Consider the following 18474-nt stretch of genomic DNA (forward strand, 5'->3'; position numbering starts at 1 on the left):
CCGGTCAGGACTGGGAGGCCAACCACTCGTTCACCCGGCGCTCGGCCTCCTCCCTCGGTACGTCCTCGACCTTGGTCAGCACCGCCCAGCGGTGCCCGAACGGATCGATCACCACGCCGAAGCGGTCGCCGGTGACGAAGGTCTGCGGCTCCTCGACCTTGCGGGCGCCGTGTTCGGCGGCGCGGGCGATGACGCCGTCGACGTCGGGGCAGTAGTGCACGATCGAGGTGTGCACCCATTCCCCGTTCGGGGCGAGCACGCCGTTGTCCGGGATGGGCATGCCGAGTTGCAGGGTGGAATCGCCGAATTTCAGTTCCGCGTGCGCGGGTTGACCGTCGGGCAGATCGTTGCGGCTGATCACCTCGGCCCCGAAGACCGCGGAGTAGAAGTCGATGGCCTTGTTGCCGTCGGCGACGGCGAGGAAGCAGGTGATCGAGTGGTAGCCGTCGGCGATGGGATTCACGGTGTTCGTCATGGCGTCCACTCTCGTCGCGGGCGGGCCGCGGGTCTTGTAAGAACGCGACACCGAGCGGTATGAGGTTCGGCGTATTGGACAACACCGGGCAACCCATGGCGCAACCGCCGCGCAATCCCATTGCGCCGCAGGATATGAAGGGCATTCTGCATCCGGACGAGCAGGCCAAGTTCCGCACGCTGCACCGGCTGCCACCCGGGCCGGAGGTGGGCCGGTTCGTCGAGTGGTACTGGTCGGTGCGGTGGGATCTCGGCGGCAGGCCGCCGTACCACGCCGAGGTGCTGCCGTATCCGAGCGTGAACCTGTCGTTCGAGCAAAGCGCAACGCGCAGTGGCGGTTTCGTCAACGGTGTGTGCACGACGAAATATGTGCGCGAGCTCAGCGGGGCCGGGGAAACCTTCGGGGTGCGGTTCCGGGCCGGCGGCTTCGGGGCCTTCACCGGGCTCGATGTCGGCGCCCTGCGGGACCGGGCGGTGCCGCTCGGCGAGGTGCTGCCAGGGACGGACGGGCTGACCGAGCGCGTACTCGCCGAACCGGCCGACACCGGCAGGCGGGCCGTCGTCGAGGACTTCCTGGCGCGCCGCCTCGTCGCCGACGATCCCAACTACGAGCTGGTGCTGCGCATCGTCGCGGCGATGGCCGCCGAACAGGAATTGACCAGGGTCGATCAGGTGACCGATCGGTTCGGCGTCCCGGTGCGCACGCTGCAGCGGCTGTTCCGGCGCTACGTCGGTGCGAGCCCTAAATGGGTGCTGCGGCGCTACCGGTTGCAGGACGGCGCCGATCTGCTCGCCCGCGGCCGAACGGAGGATCTGGCCGCGCTGGCCACCGAATTGGGCTACTTCGATCAGGCGCACTTCTCGCGGGAGTTCGCGGCGGAGATCGGCATGGCCCCACTCGAATACGCCAAGTATTCGCTGCGGTCTCGGAATGAGGTTACATCCAAGGTGATAACGGAAGCGAGATAGTTGCGGATGCCTGCGCCTCGCCTATCCGCCACCTCGGATCAGCTGTCACCGCACCGCTTTTCGGCCTGGTTGCGGCCGATGACGCGTTAATATGGCCCGTCATTCCAGTGCGGAAAGGGTAGGTATGGACAACATCTGGGCGGCGATCATGGGCCTGTTCTTCGCGGGCTACGATCCGACACCCTGGTAAAGCCGGATCGGCCCGCCTCGTCGCCGAAAGTGTGCGCCGGGTCCGGGCCGATACCTTTTCGCTGTGACGAATATCCCAGCACCGCAATCGTGTTCGCCGGATTTGTGCGGAATCACAGCGAGTCGAGCCGGTCTTCGGGTCGCCGCAGGTGGCTTGGGCCCCTCGGTCGGCGGCCGCCGGGATGTGGTGTAAAAAGCCTGGACCATCCCGATGTGATGTGGCGCGATTTCTGTTGTTTCCGCACCGTTTGCCGCTATGGTCGGTCCCAGTCGCCGCGCCGGTACACCCGTACACCGGAGTTGCGCCGGGCGCGGCACCCGACCCACGCATAGTTGGAGGACACATGACCGCCTACCGGACCATTGTCGTCGGTACCGATGGCTCGGACTCGTCGTATGTCGCCGTCGAGAAGGCCGCGGCGCTGGCGGCGGATTCGGGCGCGACCCTCGTTGTCGCCTGTGCGTACTACCCGACCGACGATCGCGATGTCGCCGCCGCGGCCGATGTGCTCAAGGAGGAGGCCTACCAGGTCCGCGGGTCCGCGCCGACCAACGATATCCTGCGCACCGCCCGGGACAAGGCCGTCGCCGCCGGCGCGACCGACGTGGTGGAGAAGGCCGTGGTCGGCGAGCCGGTCGAATCGCTGCTGACGCTGGTCAAGGAGGTGGAGGCCGATCTGCTGGTGGTCGGTAACCGCGGCCTCAACACCATCACCGGCCGCCTGCTCGGTTCGGTGCCGTCCGATGTCGCGCGCAAATCGCATTCGGACGTGCTGATCGTGCACACCGTTCGCAAGTAGCCGGTCAGCTCAAAGTGCCCAGCACCTCCGGCAATTCGCCGGTGTGCACCACCGCCAACCGCTGCGTCGCGCGGGTGAGCGCCACATAGAGGTCGTTCAACCCGCGCGGCGATTCGTCGAGAATCCCCTGCGGCTCAACGAGATACACCGCGTCGAACTCCAGCCCCTTCACATCGTGCACGGTGAGCACCCGCACCGATTCGGCGGCCAGCGGGGCGAATTCGCCGATCAGCGCGTGCGGCGTGATCACCGCCGTGGTGCCCGGTCCGTCCTCGGCGCCGACCAATTCCTTTACCGCACCGAGCAATTCGTCCGGCGCGACGCGGTGCGCCCGCGGCGGATTGCCGGATTCGCGCACCGAGCGCGGCGCTTCGGCGGCCGGATCGATGGCGGCGAGCACATCGGCGGCGACCGCCATGATCTCCGCGGGCGTACGGTAGTTCACCGTCAGCTCGGTGAGCTTCCAGCGTTGCGCCACATAGGGTTCCAGCATCCGCCGCCACGACGAGGCGCCCGCCGGGTCGCCGGTCTGCGCCACATCGCCCACCACGGTGATCCAGCGATTCGGGATGCGGCGCATGACCATTCGCCACGCCATCTCCGAAAGTTCCTGCGCCTCGTCGACGATGACGTGTCCGTAGGTCCAGGTGCGGTCGCCCGCGGCGCGTTCGGCGGTGGTCTGTCGGGTGCGCACGTCCTGGCGTTCGGCGAGCTGACTCGCGTCGATCAGGTCGTAGGCCATCAGGATTTCCGGATCCAGTTCGTCCTCCAGATCCTGTGGGGCCGAACCGGTCAGGATGTCGAGCGCGTCCTGCGCCTCGGCCAGCTGGGCCCGCCAGCGGCGGCGCGCCCGCTCCCGTTCCTCGGTGTCGTCGACGCCGAGCAGTTCCGCGAGCTCGTCCAGCAGGGGTGCGTCGGCGGCGGCGAATTCGCCGTTGTCGGGGCGCACCAGCTCGGCGCGATCGGCCGCGGACATACCGCTCGCCGCGCGATCCAGGCGCTTGGGGTCGGCGAGCAGATCGGCGAGCACCTCCTGCGGGGAGAGGATGGGCCACAGCTTGCCGATGGCCGCCTGCACCTCGGGATCGGCGCGCATCTCGTCCCGGATCTCGGTGAGATCGGCCGAGCTGAGCAGGGATTGGCCGCCGGACAGGTCGGCGCCCATGGTCTGGGCCAGCTGATCGGTGAGCGCGTCGATCACCGAGGCGGCGAAGATCGGGCGGGCCAGGTTGTGCGGCCTGCGCGAGGAGCGGGCCCGGCCGCGGGCCTTGGTGACGATCTTGCGGTCCATGACGACCTCGTAGCCGTCGAAGCGCAGCCGGATCGGCTCGGCGGGCACCTCCTGCCGATCGCGCACCGCCTGCTTGAGCACCTCGAGGATGGCCAGTGAACCCTTGATCTCGCCGGCCCGCAGCGAATCCTCGCGGGTGGCCTTCACGCCCGGGTACAGATCGCCGATGGTGGACAGCAGCACACCGGTCTCGCCGAGCGAGGGCAGCACCTGGCCGATGTAGTCGAGGAAGGTGGCATTCGGCCCGATGATCAGCACGCCGGCCTTGGCCAGCTGCTGGCGGTAGGTGTAGAGCAGGTAGGCGGCGCGGTGCAGGGCCACCGCGGTCTTGCCGGTACCCGGGCCGCCCTGCACCACCAGCACGCTCTTGTGCTCGGAGCGGATGATCGCGTCCTGCTCGCTCTGGATGGTCTCCACGATGTCGTTCATGTGGCCGGTGCGGGCCGCGTTGAGCGCGGCGAGCAGCGCGCTCTCACTGCCGACGCCGCCGTCGCCCCCGCTGACTCCGGCCGCGTCGGCGGCCGCCAGATCCAGGTATTCGTCGTTGACGGCGGTGACGCGGCGATTGCGCGAGCGGATATGCCTGCGGCGCGTCACGCCGTCGGGCGCCGCGGTGGTCGCCAGGTAGAACGGCCGGGCCAGCGGCGCCCGCCAGTCGAGCAGCAGGGTGGCGTAATCGTTCGCCTCGTCGAGGATGCCTAGCCTGCCGATATAGCGTGGGCCCTCGCCGTCCTGCTCCGCCTCGAGATCGATGCGGCCGAAGCACAGACCGTGTTCGGCCGCATCGTATTTGGCCAGATCCTCGCTGTAGAGCTGGGTGAACGATTCGCGCTCGCTGCGCGCCTGCGGGGTGCCGCCGGTCTCCAGCAGCACGGTGCGCAGCCGGTTCCTGGCGTAGTCGCGCATGGCGTCGAGCCGGTCGTACAAGACCGATAGGTAGGCCTGCTCCTGGTCCAGCTCGCTCCCGGTGCCGGGCCGCTCGGCGGGATCCACCGCGGCACGGTCCTGACTGAGGTCGGGCAAACTGATCTCCTTGTCACCGCGAATGAGCCGGGCGCGGGCGCGCGCTCGTGAACAGAGTTGTCGAGTTTACTGCCGCTGCGCCGTGCTCGCCGTAACGCCAGGTCGGGCCGTCGGATCCGGCACCGATGACACCGGGTCGAAATGCCAGACCTCCGGGAACGGATCGTAGAAGTGATGCAGCAGTTCTTTCCAGCGCAGATATTCGGGCGATCCGCGGAAGCCTTCCGTGTGATCGCTCAACCGATCCCATTCCACCAGCAGCAGATACGTGCCGGGGCGCTCGACACAGTGCGAAAGTGACAGCCCGCGGAAGCCGGGCATCGCCGAAATGATGTGCCGCGCTTCGGCGAACGCGGCCTCGAAGTCGGCCGTCGCGCCGGGGCGGACCGGGAGCAGAGCGTGTTCGATGATCACCGGACGATCTTCGCAGGATCAGGAGGCGTGGGTGCTGTTCGGCCTGCGCCCGCTGCCGACTGTGCCGTCCCGGTGACCGGACGGCTTTGCGCGGTACATGGCCAGATCGGCGTCGTGCAGCACGGCCTCTGGGGTGCGCTGATCGCCCGGGGTGAGCGCGGTGACCCCGATCGACGCGTTCACCTCGATGCGGTGCCCCCGCGCGATGATCGGGTCGGCCATGGTCGAACGCAGCCGGTGCACCAGCGCGTCGATATCGACGAGCCGGGACCGGCCGGACAGCAGCACCAGGAATTCGTCGCCGCCCAGCCGCCCGACCAGATCGTCGGCGCGGAGGGCGCGTTGTAGGCGCTGGGCCACGATCTGTAGCACCGTATCGCCGATGGCGTGGCCGAGGGTGTCGTTGATCGCCTTGAAACCGTCCAGGTCGATGAACAGGACGGTGGAAACGGGTAGATCGGCGCTGCTGGCCAGCGCGGCGGCCAGCTGGGAGAGGATGAGCGAGCGGTTGGCCAGCCCGGTGAGCGAATCGTGCGTCGCCTGGTACTCCAATTGCCTACGGCTGGCCCGGAATTCGGTGATGTCGGCGAATGACGACACCGCCGAGGAGCCCGGGTCGTCCGGGTTGAGCAGCCTGCTGCTGCCCGACAGCCACCGGCGCTGGCCGTCGGCCCGGTCGACGCCGAAGACATATCCGGTGACGGTCTCGCCGGTGGCCAGGGTGCGCGCCATCGGGTGCCGGGAGGGCGGCAGCGCCTGAGCGTTGGCGTCGAGCAGGGTCAGCGGCAGCGTTTGGATGGCCCGGCCGATCAGATCGGCGTCATCGATGTCCTCGGTGCCGAAGATGCGTTTGGCGGCCGGGTTGATCGATTCGATCCTGCCCTCGGTGTCGACCACCACCACACCCTCTTCCAGCTGCGACACCACGGTGGTGAAGTGCTGTTCGGCGCGCTGCTGCGCGGCCTCGGCCAATCGCTGCGCCGTCAGGTCGTGGATGACCACCTGGTAGGCGAGGTGGTCGTGCCATGCTGTGAGCACCGATACCGTCTCCACCTGGATCTTCACCCCGTCCAGCCGCAGCAGCGTCATCTCGGTGGGCTCGGAGGCGGCGCCCTTGGTGGTCAGCCTGCTGATCCGGTCCAACATGCCCGGGATGGATGCGGAGTCGACGAATTTGGTGAGCGGCTGCCCGACGAGCTCGTCGGCGGAGGCGGCGCGGAACATGCGGACGGTAGCCGGGTTGACGTAGACGACGATGCCGCGCTCATGGACGCAGATACCGTCCGGGGTGTGCTCGACCAGGGATCGGTAGCGTTCGGCCAGCTGCTCCGCGGCGCCGACGGTGGCCGCCGCATCGTCCTCTCCCACTTCAACCCCCGATCGTCGACCCGGTCATGGCCATTGGAACACGGGATTATTCTTGTATCGACGTGTACAAGATCACGCCGTCGACGTTATCGCCTCGATCACACTCCGGGCACTTCATCGGGCTCCGTCTGGTGATCATTACAAGGACCCGGATCTTCTAGTAGATGATGTCGGATCGGTCCACGATCGGTCCATTGGAGCCGGCGAAGGAGCGAGGCCATGCCGGGCGCCATCCCGAAAAGCGAACTCAACCATCAAGATCATATGACGATTACCGGCATCGGTGTCGTCAGCGGTTACGGCTGGGGACGGGACGCGCTGTGGCAGGGTTTGCTGAGCGGTAAGTCGGCGGCGGCGGTGCAGCCGGGCTACGGTCCGGGGCGCGACGAGAACGCCTGGGTGGCGCTGGTTCCGGACGGCGGCGACCCGGCGGTGAGCCCCAGTCGCTACGGGCGGGCAATGCACGAATCGGCGCGCGAGGCGATCGATGACGCGCTGGCGCGCGGCTGGCGGCCCGGCCGCACCGTCGGACTGGTGCACGCGATCGTGCTCGGTGACGTGGTGAATTGGCGCGACTTCTACCTCGTCGACAACGGCCACCGCCGCTCCCGCGACTACCTGCGGCTGCTGCCATCCACTCCGATCTCGGTGTTGTTGCAGGAGTACGGTTTTCACGGCCCGGCGATCAATATCTCGGCCGCGTGCAGCTCCGGCAACGTCGCGCTGATCACCGCGAAGATGTGGCTGGACGCGGGTATCGCCGACGATGTGGTGTGCCTGGCCACCGATATGTCGGCGACACCGGACATGGTCGAGCACTTCGTCCGGCTCGGCGCGTCGGTCGCCGATGTCGAACCGCTGGACGGATGCCGCCCCTTCCAGCTGGGGAGCCGCGGATTCGGCATGGGGGAGGCGTCGGTGGCGTTCGTGCTGAGCCGCGACACCGCGCAACCGTATGTGCGGGTGCTCGGGGGAGCCATGACCAACGATGCCTATCACGTGGTTTCGGTCGATCCGGCGCACACCCAGATCTTCGAATGCGCGAGCCGAGCGCTGGCCGCCGCGCGGGTCGACGTCGAGGATGTGCGCTACTTCAACGCGCACGGTACCGGAACCCGGCAGTGCGATCTCGCCGAACGGGACCTGATGGCAAATTTCTTTCATGAGCGCCCGCATGTGTACGCGCTGAAACCCCTTGCGGGACACTGCCAGGGCGCGGCCGCCGGAGTGGAGGTCGCCGCCGCCGCGCTCGGCTACGACCGCGGCATCGTGCCCGCGGCGCCGATCGTCGCGCCCGCGCATCCGCGGCTGCTCGACGGCCCGTCCCCGTTCGAGGGCGGGATCACGGCCAAGTTGTCGCTGGGGATGGGCGGCAATAATTCGATGGTCGTGCTGGGACCTGTTTAGGGCGCATTCCATGGCCGGATTCAGTCCGGCTCGCCCGTCGGCAGCGGCACCGACCAGCGCAGCCGGGTGCCGGGGAAGCCCTCCAGATCCTGGGCGCCGGGCCCGAGAGTGAAAGTGCCGTCGGCCTTTTCGGCGCGCTGCTCCAGATTGCGCAGGCCGCTGCGGATGACGTGGTTCGGGATGCCCCAGCCGTTGTCGGTGACCACGATGGTCAGATCGTCGGCGACGGAGATCTCCACCGAGACGGTGTCCGCGCCGGAGTGCCGTACGGCATTGCTCACCGCCTCGCGGACCACGGCCTCGGCGTGGTCGGCCAGTTCCGGATCGAGCACCGACAGCGGGCCGTTGACCTGGATGGTGGCGCGCAGCGCGGTGTCGGCGGTCTGCTGCTTGATCGCGTATTCGAGGCGCTGCTGCAGCCCGCCCTGTCCGTCGTTGCCGCCGTGCAGATCGAAGATCGAGGTGCGGATATCCTGCACCACATCCTGCAGATCGGTGATTACCGTCGAAAGTCGTTGGCGCACTTCGGGAACGCGTGCCTTGGGCAGCGCGCCCTGCAGGGTGAGCCCGATCGCGAACAGCCGCTGGATGACATGGTCGTGCAGATCGCGGGCGATGCGGTCGCGGTCGGCGATGATATCGATATCGCGCATCCGGCGCTGGGCGGTGGCCAGCTGCATCGCCAGCGCCGCCTGATCGGTGAAAGCCGCGGTGAGCTCCAGCATTTCATCGGAGTAGGGTGCCGAGCCCGCGGGCCGCACGGTGACGAGCACGCCGAGCGTCGCATCCGGCGTGCACAGCGGCAGGATCAGCGCTGGGCCGGTATCATCAAGGGGCACACCGAGATTCAGCGATTCGACGGTATCCGAGCGCAGTGGGGTGCGCCGGGTGAACGCCTCGCCGAGCACCGTGCCGCCGATGCGCACCGCGTCGAGTGCCCGCGGGGTCTCGGGGCCGGACCACTGGGTTATCGTCAAGTGGGTCACCGGATCCGGCTCGGTGGCGCTGGCCAGGAACGACTGATAGGACCCGGTCAGCGTGCGGGCGTGCTCGACGACGTGCGCGAGCACCCGGTCCGGATCGGGTTCGGCGAGGAATTCGGTGGCGATATCGCGGGTCGCCTCGATCCACGCCTGCCTGGTGCGGGCGGATTCGTATAGTCGCGCATTGTCCACCGCGATACCGGCCGCGGCGGCCAAGGCCTGCACCAGCACCTCGTCGTCCTCGGTAAACGGTTGTCCGCCTGCCTTTTCCGTGAGATAGATGGCGCCGAACACCTCGTCGCGGATGCGCACCGGGACGCCGAGGAAACTGTGCATCGGCGGATGATGCGGCGGAAAGCCAACGGAGGCAGGGTGTTTCGTCAGGTCGTCGAGGCGCAGCAGCGTCGGCTCGTCGAAGACGACCCCGAGTACGCCGTGTCCCTGCGGCGCCGCGCCGATCCGCTCCCGGATCCGGTCGTCCATCCCCTCGTCGATGAACTGGACCACCTGCCGGTCGTGTCCGAGCTCCGCGAGCGCGCCGTACCGCGCGTCGACCAAATTCGTTGCGGTGCGCACGATCGCGGAGAGCGTCTCGTCCAGATCCAGGCCGGAGGTGACCGTCAGCATCGCCTCGACGAGACCGGCCATCCGGTCGCGCGAATCGATGATGATCTCGACGCGTTCCTTGACCTCGGTGAGCAATTCGCGCAGGCGCAGTTGCGAGAGCGTTTCGCGCACCGAGTAGGGACCGGTGTTGTACTCCTCGGTCATGTCGGATCCCCTGCATAGCCGACGCTGAACAGCGCCTCCGCCAGTCTAGTTCGCCGATCGGGGACTTTCGGCCCTGTTCGCGGTGGCATTGCGGTGATGGCATGGGCGCATGATTTCGACGCGGGCGCTGGAACCCGAACTAGCCGTCACCACCCGGGGCGCGGTGCCGCCGCGGGATGTCACCAGGGCGGTGCGCGCGATCGGCTTGATCCTGCGTCGTCACCGGCTCGACAGTTCGGTGCGGGTCCGCGTCACCGCGCCCGATGGGGCCGACGAACATACCTTGGTACAGGCCAACATTCGCTTCCGCGGCGCGCCGAGCCGGGTGCAGGTGAGCGGTCCGCGCGGCTTCGCGGTGACCTTCGCCGCCGAACGGCTGGACCGGCAGATCGCCAGGCTGGCCACCGCGAAGTCGCGGGAGTGGCCGGATCCGGCGCGGCCGCCGCTGGCCAGGATCACCGAACCGCGCCCGATCACCCGCCGCAAGACCTGTGCGCTGCTCACCGGAACGCCCGCCGAGGCCACCTCGGTGCTCGACGCGATGGATTACGACGCTTATCTTTTCACCGACGCCGAAACCGGCGAGGACGCCGTCGTGCACTGGGGGGATCCGCTGGGTGTGCGGTTGATCCGTCAGCGCGACACCTCGGCGCCGCACGCGGTGCCGAATTCCCTTCCGGTCACGGTGCATCCGGAATCGGCCCCGACACTGTCCGAGCGGTCCGCGGCGGAGCGCCTGTGCCGAGCGGGTATGCCGTTTCTGTTCTTCACCGACGCCGACAGCGGCCGGGGTCGACTGCTGTATCGCCGCTACGACGGCGATTTGGCCGTCGTAGCGGCGGGCCGCCACACCGTTCGATCATGAATCGCTAGGCCTCACGGAGTTTGGAGGCCAGCACCGCGGCCTGGGTGCGGCGTTCCATGCCCAGTTTGGCCAGCAGCCGGGAGACATAGTTCTTGACGGTCTTTTCGGCCAGGAACATGCGCGCGGCGATCTGGCGGTTCGTCAGGCCCTCGCCGAGCAGGGCGAGCAGTCTGCGTTCTTGATCGGTCAGTCCGGCCAGGGCGCCGTCGCTCTCGGTGCTGCGGCGCAGCCGTTCCCGAAGTGTGATCGCGGCACGGGTATCCAATAACGACCGACCGGTACCGATTTGTTTGATTGCCTCGGCCAGTTCCATACCCTTGATATTTTTTACGACGTAACCGCTGGCGCCCGCCAGGATCGCGTCCATCATGGCCTGTTCATCGGTATAAGAGGTCAGGATCAGGCAACGCAGGCCGTCGAATTCGGCCAGTAGATCCCGGCAGAGTTCGATGCCGTTGCCGTCGGGTAGTCGGACGTCCAATACGGCGACATCGGGCCGCAGTGCGCGAATGCCGGTCATTGCCTGGGCGACATCCCCCGCTTGCCCGATGACATCGAGTTCCGGATCGTTGTCGAGCAGATCGATCAGGCCGCGTCGCACGATTTCGTGGTCGTCCACCAGGAAAACACTGATCACGCCCGGCCTCCCGCCTTTTGTCTTTTCGCACGTCCGGCGGCCGACTTCGCCGCGCTGCATTGTTTTGCCGGACCGCACTCCGTTCAAAGTAGTCGTCGCGGGGTATCCGCACCACTGAAAAGTCCGGAAAGCCGAAGCCGACCAGGAGGTTCCGAGTATGATTGCAATGAAGTCGATCAGAGAGGGCTTTGGGGCAGTGCGGCCAGACGGGCCCGTGAACGAGGTTCCTCCCATGAAGTATTCAGCTACTTTGGATTTCGGCGCGGTCTTCGGATTTTCGCAAATCTGTCCGGGTTGTGGATCCGCCGCCATTCGCCGTTCCCCCTATCGGGAGTTGTTGCACTGCACCGTTTGCGGTGCGGAATGGGGCCCTCCGAGTGCGGTTTCGGAGGACGTCGACGACGAGCCACCCCGATGAGGATCGGGCTGATCGTCCCACCCTGGGTCCCGGTACCCCCGCCTGCCTACGGCGGTACCGAAGCGGTGGTTGGAAATCTGGCGGAGGGTTTGAAAACCCTCGGGCACGATGTACACCTCTTCACCGTCGGTGATTCCACCTGTCCGGTGCACCGGTATCACATCTTCGACCACCCGACGGCGCAAATCGGCGTCGGGGAGGCGGAATTGATGCATGTGCTCGCCGCCTACGACGCGCTCGCGGATATGGACATCATTCACGACCACACCTCGCTCGGCCCGTTCATCGGGGCGGGCGCGGACGGTCCGCCGGTGGTGGTGACAAATCACGGGCCCTTTACACCGATGCGTCAGGAATTATTCCGGTCGATGGCGCGGACCGCGCATATCATCGCGATCTCCGAGTCGCAACGGCAGGCGGCGGGCACCGTGCCCATCTCGGCCGTCATCCATCACGGAATCGATTTGAACGCATATAAATACGGGCCCGGTGGCGGCGGCTACCTGGTGTTCGTCGGCCGGATGAACCCGGAGAAAGGGGTGCACCGCGCCGTGCAGGTGGCGCGGCTGGCGCGGCGGAAACTGGTGTTGATCACCAAGATCCGCGAACCCGCCGAGCGGGCCTACTACACTGAGCGCGTGCGTCCACTCATGGGACCTGACGACCCCGAACCCCGCGAACTGCCGCTGGAGCCACGCGTCGAGGTAGTGCGGCACGCCGATGCGCTGATCAACCCGATCGAATGGCCCGAACCATTCGGTCTGGTGATGGCGGAGTCATTGGCTTGCGGCACACCGATACTCGCCTTCCCCAACGGCGCGGCGCCCGAGATCGTCGAGCACGGGCGCACCGGATTCCTGTGCCGCGATGCCGACGCCATGGTCGACGCGCTGGATCAGGTGCACCTGCTCGATCGGCGCGACTGCCGCGACGCGGCCGAACGCCGATTCGGGCGGCTGCGGATGGCGCGCGATCACGAACGGCTATACCGAACGATCCTGACGGGCGAACGGACGAGCCGGGCGGTCGAGCCCGCACCGGTTTCGTGACGCGGCCGTGGGGTGACGGCGCGGATACCGGGGTACCGGCCGCGCTCGGCGGTGGCGTGACGCTGGTGGAGGGTTCCACCTTCTGCATCAGCGAAACCGGCGGCACCGTCAGCGCGGACCGGCCCGAGGGTCTGTTCGTGCGCGACACCAGGGTGCTTTCGCACTGGCGGCTGACGGTGGACGGTCAAGTGCCGCAAGCGCTTACCGTGCAATACGCCGCGCCGTACAGTGCGACCCTGCTGGCCAGGACCATGCCGAGGGCGGGCCGGGCCGACAGCACGGCGCTGGTCATCGTCGGACGGCACGTCGGCGACGGGATGCGCGAAGACCTGATCGTGCGCAACCTGTCCGCCGAGCCGATGCACTCCACGGTGGTGCTCGCGGTGGACGCCGATTTCGCCGACCTGTTCGAGGTGAAGGAGGGTCGCGCGGGCGAAGGCGTGCACACCGACACCAGGAGCGGTGCGGGCGCGGTGCAGATCAGCAGGCCGGAGCTGCAGCTGGCGGTGACCGTCAGCGGATCGGGCGCGCATGCGCACGACCGCGAACTGCGTTGGGAGATAGAGCTTCCCGGGCGCGGTGAGTGGACGGCCTGCATCGAGTACCTGCCCGCGTTCGACGCCGACTCGCATGAGCCGCGCTATCCGTGCGGCTCCCCGGTGAGCCGCAGCGCACCCGCGCAACGGCTGCGGGAGTGGTACGAGAATTCGCCGACCGTGCACACCGAGGACGAGACGCTGGCCGCGGTGCTGCAGCGCACCGTCGTCGACCTCGGCGCGCTGCGGATCTTCGATCCGGATCATCCGGAGCGCGCGGTGGTCGCCGCGGGCGCGCCGTGGTTCATGGCGCTGTTCGGCCGCGACTCGCTGCTCACCTCGTGGATGGTGCTGCCGCTGGACCGCCGGTTGGCGGTCGGCACGCTGCAGAGCCTCGCGGGCTTGCAGGGCAACAGGATTCGCACCGCCACCGAGGAGGAGCCGGGACGCATCCCGCACGAGGTGCGGTTCGGCCGGGCGGCGACGCTGCTGCTCGGCGGCGACACCGTGTACTACGGAACCGCCGATGCCACACCGCTTTTCGTCATGCTGCTCGGCGAGCTGCATCGCTGGGGCCTGGATGCGAAGACCCGCGACGAACTGCTCCCGCACGCCGATCGGGCGCTGGAATGGATCGAGAAGTACGGCGACGTGGACGGCGACGGATTCGTCGAATACGCCCGCGCCGCCGAACACGGGCTGGCCAACCAGGGCTGGAAGGACTCCTGGGACGGCGTGAATTTCGCGGACGGCACCATCGCGACCGCGCCCATCGCCCTGGCCGAGGTGCAGGGTTACGTATACGCCGCGTACATGGCGCGCGCGACGCTGGCCTCCGGCGTCGGCGACCACACGCTGGCCGAGCGGTGGCGGGCCAAGGCCGCCGCGCTGAAGACGGCATTCAACGAAACCTTCTGGCTGCCGGAAAAGGGTTGGTACGCAATCGGTTTGGATCGTGACAAGCGGCCGATCGACGCGCTCACCTCGAATATCGGGCACTGCCTGTGGACCGGGATCGTCGACGGTGACAAGGCGGGCCAGGTCGCAGACCGGCTGCTCTCCCCGGAAATGTTCAGCGGCTGGGGAATTCGCACACTGGCCACATCGATGGGCGCGTACAACCCGGTCAGCTACCACAACGGGTCGGTATGGCCGCACGACAACGCGATCTGCGCCGCCGGGCTCATGCGCTACGGATACACCGAGCACGCCACCCGGGTGGTCGACGCGGTACTCGACGCCTCCACCCGGTTCGGGTACCGGCTCCCGGAATTGTTCTGCGGTTTCGATCGCGCCGAATTCGATGTGCCGGTGCCATATCCCACCTCCTGTTCACCGCAGGCGTGGGCCGCCGCCGCGCCGCTGCTGTTCCTGCGGACGCTGCTGCGGCTGGAACCGAGCGTGCCCGAGGGGGTGCTCTCGGTGGCACCGGTGGTGCCGGAGCGGTATCTGCCGTTGAGCGTCAGCGGGTTGCGGGTCGGGTCGAACGCGTTGACGGTGTACGTGGATACCGAGGGATGGCATGTGCGCGGGTTGTCCGGTGATCTGCGGCGCGCCGACCATTGAATCGGACTGACAGGACACGTCGAATCGGACCGATAGGACACGGTCGTGTCATCTGAGGCGTAGCCGGTCGCGCCCGTCGTAGTGCTCCGATAGCCTCGTCGCATGGGGAAAGACGAGGAGTTCGAGGCGCGCATCAGCGCATTGGAAGGGGAGGTCGCGATGCTTCGGCGAGTGGAGGAGGAGATTCCGGCGCTGCGGCGGGAAACCGTGGAGGCCGTACGCAATGCGTCGGCGGCGCAAGTTCTGGCTCAGGCCGCCGATCGTGATGCGGCGGATGTGCGTGTCGTGTTGCGCGGTCAGCAGCGGTTGCTGAACGCGTTGCGCGAGACACAGGTGGAACAGGGTCAGCAGATATCGGAACAGGGTCGGCAGATAGACAGCTTGCGGTCGGAGATGCGTGCCGGTTTCGCCGAGGTCCGGTCGGAGCTGCGCGAAGCCTTCACCAAGGTGAATCTCGGTATGTCGCAGATCGTCGCACTGCTGGCGGCCAAGGAGCGGGAGGAGGGCGCGCCCGATTCGGCGGCTGAATGAATCTGCGCTGGTAGAAAGCCCGTGACCACTTCGCCGGGCGTTGTGGCGGTCACCTCGTCGCGGCGCCCGGCGAAACTTGTCGGTGGGTCGGCCTAGCATGGCGCGCGGGGGACTGTCCGGACGATGAACACGATTGGGAAGGGACGGCCGGTGGCGGAACGCCTCACTGTGCGCGGAGCTCGGGAACACAACCTGAAGGGGGTCGATCTCGATCTGCCCCGCGACAGCCTCATCGTGTTCACCGGGCTGTCCGGCTCGGGCAAATCCAGCCTCGCCTTCGACACCATCTTCGCCGAGGGCCAGCGCCGCTACGTCGAATCGCTGTCCGCGTACGCCCGCCAGTTCCTCGGCCAGATGGACAAACCGGATGTCGACTTCATCGAGGGTCTGTCGCCCGCGGTCTCCATCGATCAGAAATCGACCAACCGGAACCCGCGCTCCACCGTCGGCACCATCACCGAGGTCTACGACTACCTGCGCCTGCTCTACGCGCGCGCGGGCACGCCGCATTGCCCGGTGTGCGGCGAGTTCATCGCCAAGCAAACCCCGCAGCAGATCGTCGACCAGGTGCTCGCCATGGAGGAGGGCATCAAGTTCCAGGTGCTCGCGCCGGTGGTGCGCACCCGCAAGGGCGAATTCGTCGACCTGTTCGATCAGCTGAATTCACAAGGTTATTCGCGCGTGCGGGTGGACGGCGTCGTCTACCCGCTGACCGATCCGCCCAAGCTGAAGAAGCAGGAGAAGCACGACGTCGAGGTGGTGGTGGACCGCCTCCAGGTGAAGCCGAATTCCAAACAGCGCCTGACGGATTCGATCGAAACCGCGCTGCGGCTCGCCGACGGCATCGTGGTGCTCGACTTCGTCGACCGCGACGAGCACGCACACGATCGTGAGCGCCGCTTCTCCGAGCGTCTGGCCTGCCCGAACGGCCACCCACTCGATATCGAGGATCTGGAACCGCGTTCGTTCTCCTTCAACTCGCCATACGGCGCCTGCCCGGACTGCACCGGCCTCGGCATCCGCAAGGAGGTGGACCCGGATCTGGTGGTCCCCGATCCGGAGCTCAGCCTGAACGATGGCGCGATCGCGCCGTGGTCGCGCGGGCAGACCGCCGAATACTTCACTCGCCTGCTGTCCGGACTCGCCGAATCGATCGGGTTCTCCATGGATACGCCGTGGCAGGATCTGCCCGCCAAGGCGCGCAAGGCCGTGCTGGAGGGCAGTTCCGATCAGGTGCACGTCTCCTACACCAACCGCTACGGCCGGAAGCGTTCGTACTACGCCGATTTCGAGGGCGTGATGCCGTTCCTGCAGCGGCGCATGGAGAGCACCGAATCCGAGCAGATGAAGGAGCACTACGACGGGTACATGCGGGATATCCCGTGCCCCGTCTGCAAGGGTGCGCGGCTGCGGCCGGAGATCCTCGCGGTGACGCTGTCCGCCGACGGTGGCCGCAAATCCATTGCCGACGTGAGCGATCTGTCCATCGGCGACTGTTCGAAATTCCTCAACGCGCTCACCCTCGACGATCGGCAGGCCGCCATCGCGGGTCAGGTGCTCAAGGAGATCCAGGCCCGGCTCGGCTTCCTGCTCGACGTCGGCCTGGAATACCTGTCGCTGTCCCGGGCCGCCGCCACCCTGTCCGGCGGTGAGGCGCAACGCATCCGGCTGGCCACCCAGATCGGCTCGGGCCTGGTCGGTGTGCTGTATGTGCTGGACGAGCCATCGATCGGCCTGCATCAGCGGGATAACCGCCGCCTCATCGAAACCCTCACCCGGCTACGCAATCTCGGCAATACGCTGATCGTCGTCGAACACGACGAGGACACCATCCGCGCCTCCGACTGGGTGGTCGATATCGGTCCGCTGGCCGGCGAGCACGGCGGCCAGGTGGTGCACAGCGGGACGTATCAGGATCTGCTCACTCACCCGAATTCGCTTACCGGCGCCTATCTTTCGGGTCGGGAGCGGATCGAGGTGCCGCTGGTGCGCCGCCCGGTGAACAAGAAGCGGCAGCTCACCGTCGTCGGCGCCAACGAGCACAACCTGCGGGGCATCGATGTCGCGTTCCCGCTCGGCGTGCTCACCTCGGTCACCGGTGTTTCCGGCTCCGGTAAGTCGACGCTGGTCAACGACATCCTGGCCACCGTGCTGGCCAACCGGCTCAACGGCGCGCGTCAGGTGCCGGGGCGGCACACCAGGGTGAACGGCCTCGACCACCTGGACAAGCTGGTACAGGTGGACCAGTCGCCGATCGGCCGCACCCCCCGCTCGAATCCGGCCACCTACACCGGCGTGTTCGACAAGATCCGCACCCTGTTCGCGGCCACCACCGAGGCCAAGGTACGCGGCTATCAGCCGGGGCGGTTCTCGTTCAACGTGAAAGGCGGCCGCTGCGAGGCATGTTCGGGTGACGGCACGCTGAAGATCGAGATGAACTTCCTGCCGGACGTCTACGTGCCGTGCGAGGTGTGCCACGGCGCCCGGTACAACCGGGAGACCCTCGAGGTGCACTACAAGGGCAAAACCATCGCCGAGGTGCTCGATATGCCCATCGAGGAGGCGGCCGAATTCTTCGAGCCGGTCACCTCGATCCATCGCTACCTCAAGACGCTGGTCGATGTCGGGCTCGGTTACGTGCGGCTCGGCCAGAGCGCGCCGACGCTGTCGGGCGGTGAGGCGCAGCGGGTGAAGTTGGCCGCGGAACTACAGAAGCGATCCACCGGACGCACCGTCTACATCCTCGACGAGCCGACCACCGGCCTGCACTTCGAGGACATCCGCAAACTGCTCACCGTGATCAACGGCCTGGTCGACAAGGGCAATACGGTCATCGTGATCGAACACAACCTGGACGTCATCAAAACCTCCGACTGGGTGATCGATATGGGGCCGGAGGGCGGCTCCGGCGGCGGCACCGTGGTGGCCGAGGGCACCCCGGAGGATGTCGGCGAGAACGCGTCCAGCTACACCGGACAGTTCCTGCGCGAGGTGCTGGCCCAGCCCGCCGCGCCGAAGAAGGTTGCGGCCAAGTCGGCTACGGCGAAGAAGGTCGCGGCCAAGAAGGTTGCGTCCGCGGCCGAGGAGACGCCCGACGCCGCGGCCGCGGCCAAGGCGGCCAAGCGCGCGTCACGAAAGGCGGCCGCGCTGCGCTGATTCGGTTGACGGCGCCGTCCGGTGCGG

The 18474-nt window shown here is 67.3% G+C and carries 14 protein-coding genes; 8 read left to right on the forward strand and 6 right to left on the reverse strand.

The genetic code is table 11. The features are described 5' to 3' along the window. Nucleotides 1-4: 4 nt before the first annotated feature. Nucleotides 5-475, reverse strand: a complete 471-nt coding sequence (locus F5544_RS16360; protein WP_167473984.1) for a VOC family protein — start codon at nucleotides 473-475, stop codon at nucleotides 5-7. A gap of 59 nt (nucleotides 476-534) precedes the next feature. Between F5544_RS16360 and F5544_RS16365 the strand changes: the two genes are divergently transcribed. Both F5544_RS16365 and F5544_RS16370 read left to right on the forward strand, forming a co-directional pair. Beyond that, nucleotides 535-1443: a helix-turn-helix domain-containing protein gene (locus F5544_RS16365; RefSeq protein ID WP_238847274.1), complete on the forward strand. Its 909-nt coding sequence runs from the start codon at nucleotides 535-537 to the stop codon at nucleotides 1441-1443. Nucleotides 1444-1976: 533 nt separating this feature from the next. Next, nucleotides 1977-2432 (forward strand): universal stress protein, encoded by a 456-nt coding sequence (locus tag F5544_RS16370; protein WP_167473985.1) that lies wholly within the window; start codon nucleotides 1977-1979, stop codon nucleotides 2430-2432. 4 nt (nucleotides 2433-2436) lie between these two features. On the opposite strand, the gene F5544_RS16375 is transcribed toward F5544_RS16370, so the two are convergent. The 3 genes from F5544_RS16375 to F5544_RS16385 all read right to left on the reverse strand — a co-directional run bounded on the left by F5544_RS16375 (nucleotide 2437) and on the right by F5544_RS16385 (nucleotide 6528). Next, complete coding sequence (locus F5544_RS16375; protein ID WP_238847460.1) at nucleotides 2437-4716, reverse strand: HelD family protein; 2280 nt, start codon at nucleotides 4714-4716, stop codon at nucleotides 2437-2439. A gap of 96 nt (nucleotides 4717-4812) precedes the next feature. Next, on the reverse strand, nucleotides 4813-5160 hold the full coding sequence (locus F5544_RS16380; protein WP_167473986.1) for an antibiotic biosynthesis monooxygenase family protein: 348 nt from the start codon (nucleotides 5158-5160) through the stop codon (nucleotides 4813-4815). Between the two features lie 18 nt (nucleotides 5161-5178). Further along, the gene (locus F5544_RS16385; RefSeq protein WP_167473987.1) at nucleotides 5179-6528 is read right to left on the reverse strand and encodes a sensor domain-containing diguanylate cyclase; all 1350 of its coding nucleotides are present in this window, start codon (nucleotides 6526-6528) and stop codon (nucleotides 5179-5181) included. Nucleotides 6529-6747: 219 nt separating this feature from the next. Between F5544_RS16385 and F5544_RS16390 the strand changes: the two genes are divergently transcribed. After that, nucleotides 6748-7935, forward strand: coding sequence for a beta-ketoacyl synthase N-terminal-like domain-containing protein (locus F5544_RS16390; RefSeq protein WP_238847275.1), 1188 nt, complete (start codon nucleotides 6748-6750; stop codon nucleotides 7933-7935). A 20-nt stretch (nucleotides 7936-7955) separates the two neighbouring features. On the opposite strand, the gene F5544_RS16395 is transcribed toward F5544_RS16390, so the two are convergent. Continuing rightward, nucleotides 7956-9689: a sensor histidine kinase gene (locus F5544_RS16395; RefSeq protein WP_167473988.1), complete on the reverse strand. Its 1734-nt coding sequence runs from the start codon at nucleotides 9687-9689 to the stop codon at nucleotides 7956-7958. A 109-nt stretch (nucleotides 9690-9798) separates the two neighbouring features. Between F5544_RS16395 and F5544_RS16400 the strand changes: the two genes are divergently transcribed. Beyond that, the gene (locus tag F5544_RS16400) at nucleotides 9799-10554 is read left to right on the forward strand and encodes a sigma 54 modulation/S30EA ribosomal C-terminal domain-containing protein (RefSeq protein ID WP_167473989.1); all 756 of its coding nucleotides are present in this window, start codon (nucleotides 9799-9801) and stop codon (nucleotides 10552-10554) included. A gap of 4 nt (nucleotides 10555-10558) precedes the next feature. Here the strand turns inward: F5544_RS16400 and F5544_RS16405 are convergent, their stop codons facing one another. Beyond that, the gene (locus F5544_RS16405; RefSeq protein WP_167479254.1) at nucleotides 10559-11191 is read right to left on the reverse strand and encodes a response regulator; all 633 of its coding nucleotides are present in this window, start codon (nucleotides 11189-11191) and stop codon (nucleotides 10559-10561) included. 414 nt (nucleotides 11192-11605) lie between these two features. Between F5544_RS16405 and F5544_RS16410 the strand changes: the two genes are divergently transcribed. From F5544_RS16410 to uvrA, 4 genes are all read left to right on the forward strand, one after another. Beyond that, nucleotides 11606-12658, forward strand: coding sequence for a glycosyltransferase family 4 protein (locus F5544_RS16410; protein WP_167473990.1), 1053 nt, complete (start codon nucleotides 11606-11608; stop codon nucleotides 12656-12658). Next, nucleotides 12655-14760, forward strand: a complete 2106-nt coding sequence (locus F5544_RS16415) for an amylo-alpha-1,6-glucosidase (protein WP_167473991.1) — start codon at nucleotides 12655-12657, stop codon at nucleotides 14758-14760. The genes F5544_RS16410 and F5544_RS16415 overlap by 4 nt, the downstream gene beginning before the upstream one ends. A gap of 102 nt (nucleotides 14761-14862) precedes the next feature. Next, nucleotides 14863-15291 (forward strand): hypothetical protein, encoded by a 429-nt coding sequence (locus tag F5544_RS16420; protein ID WP_167473992.1) that lies wholly within the window; start codon nucleotides 14863-14865, stop codon nucleotides 15289-15291. 150 nt (nucleotides 15292-15441) lie between these two features. After that, nucleotides 15442-18447, forward strand: coding sequence for an excinuclease ABC subunit UvrA (uvrA, locus tag F5544_RS16425; protein ID WP_167479255.1), 3006 nt, complete (start codon nucleotides 15442-15444; stop codon nucleotides 18445-18447). The last annotated feature ends 27 nt before the right edge of the window (nucleotides 18448-18474 follow it).

This window comes from Nocardia arthritidis (assembly GCF_011801145.1).
GTDB lineage: Bacteria > Actinomycetota > Actinomycetes > Mycobacteriales > Mycobacteriaceae > Nocardia > Nocardia arthritidis_A.

Coding starts and splice junctions, on each gene's coding strand:
- F5544_RS16360 (WP_167473984.1), bottom strand. CDS start 475: ATGACGAACACCGTGAATCCCATCGCCGACGGCTACCACTCGATCACC.
- F5544_RS16365 (WP_238847274.1), top strand. CDS start 535: ATGAGGTTCGGCGTATTGGACAACACCGGGCAACCCATGGCGCAACCG.
- F5544_RS16370 (WP_167473985.1), top strand. CDS start 1,977: ATGACCGCCTACCGGACCATTGTCGTCGGTACCGATGGCTCGGACTCG.
- F5544_RS16390 (WP_238847275.1), top strand. CDS start 6,748: ATGCCGGGCGCCATCCCGAAAAGCGAACTCAACCATCAAGATCATATG.
- F5544_RS16395 (WP_167473988.1), bottom strand. CDS start 9,689: ATGACCGAGGAGTACAACACCGGTCCCTACTCGGTGCGCGAAACGCTC.
- F5544_RS16400 (WP_167473989.1), top strand. CDS start 9,799: ATGATTTCGACGCGGGCGCTGGAACCCGAACTAGCCGTCACCACCCGG.
- F5544_RS16410 (WP_167473990.1), top strand. CDS start 11,606: ATGAGGATCGGGCTGATCGTCCCACCCTGGGTCCCGGTACCCCCGCCT.
- F5544_RS16420 (WP_167473992.1), top strand. CDS start 14,863: ATGGGGAAAGACGAGGAGTTCGAGGCGCGCATCAGCGCATTGGAAGGG.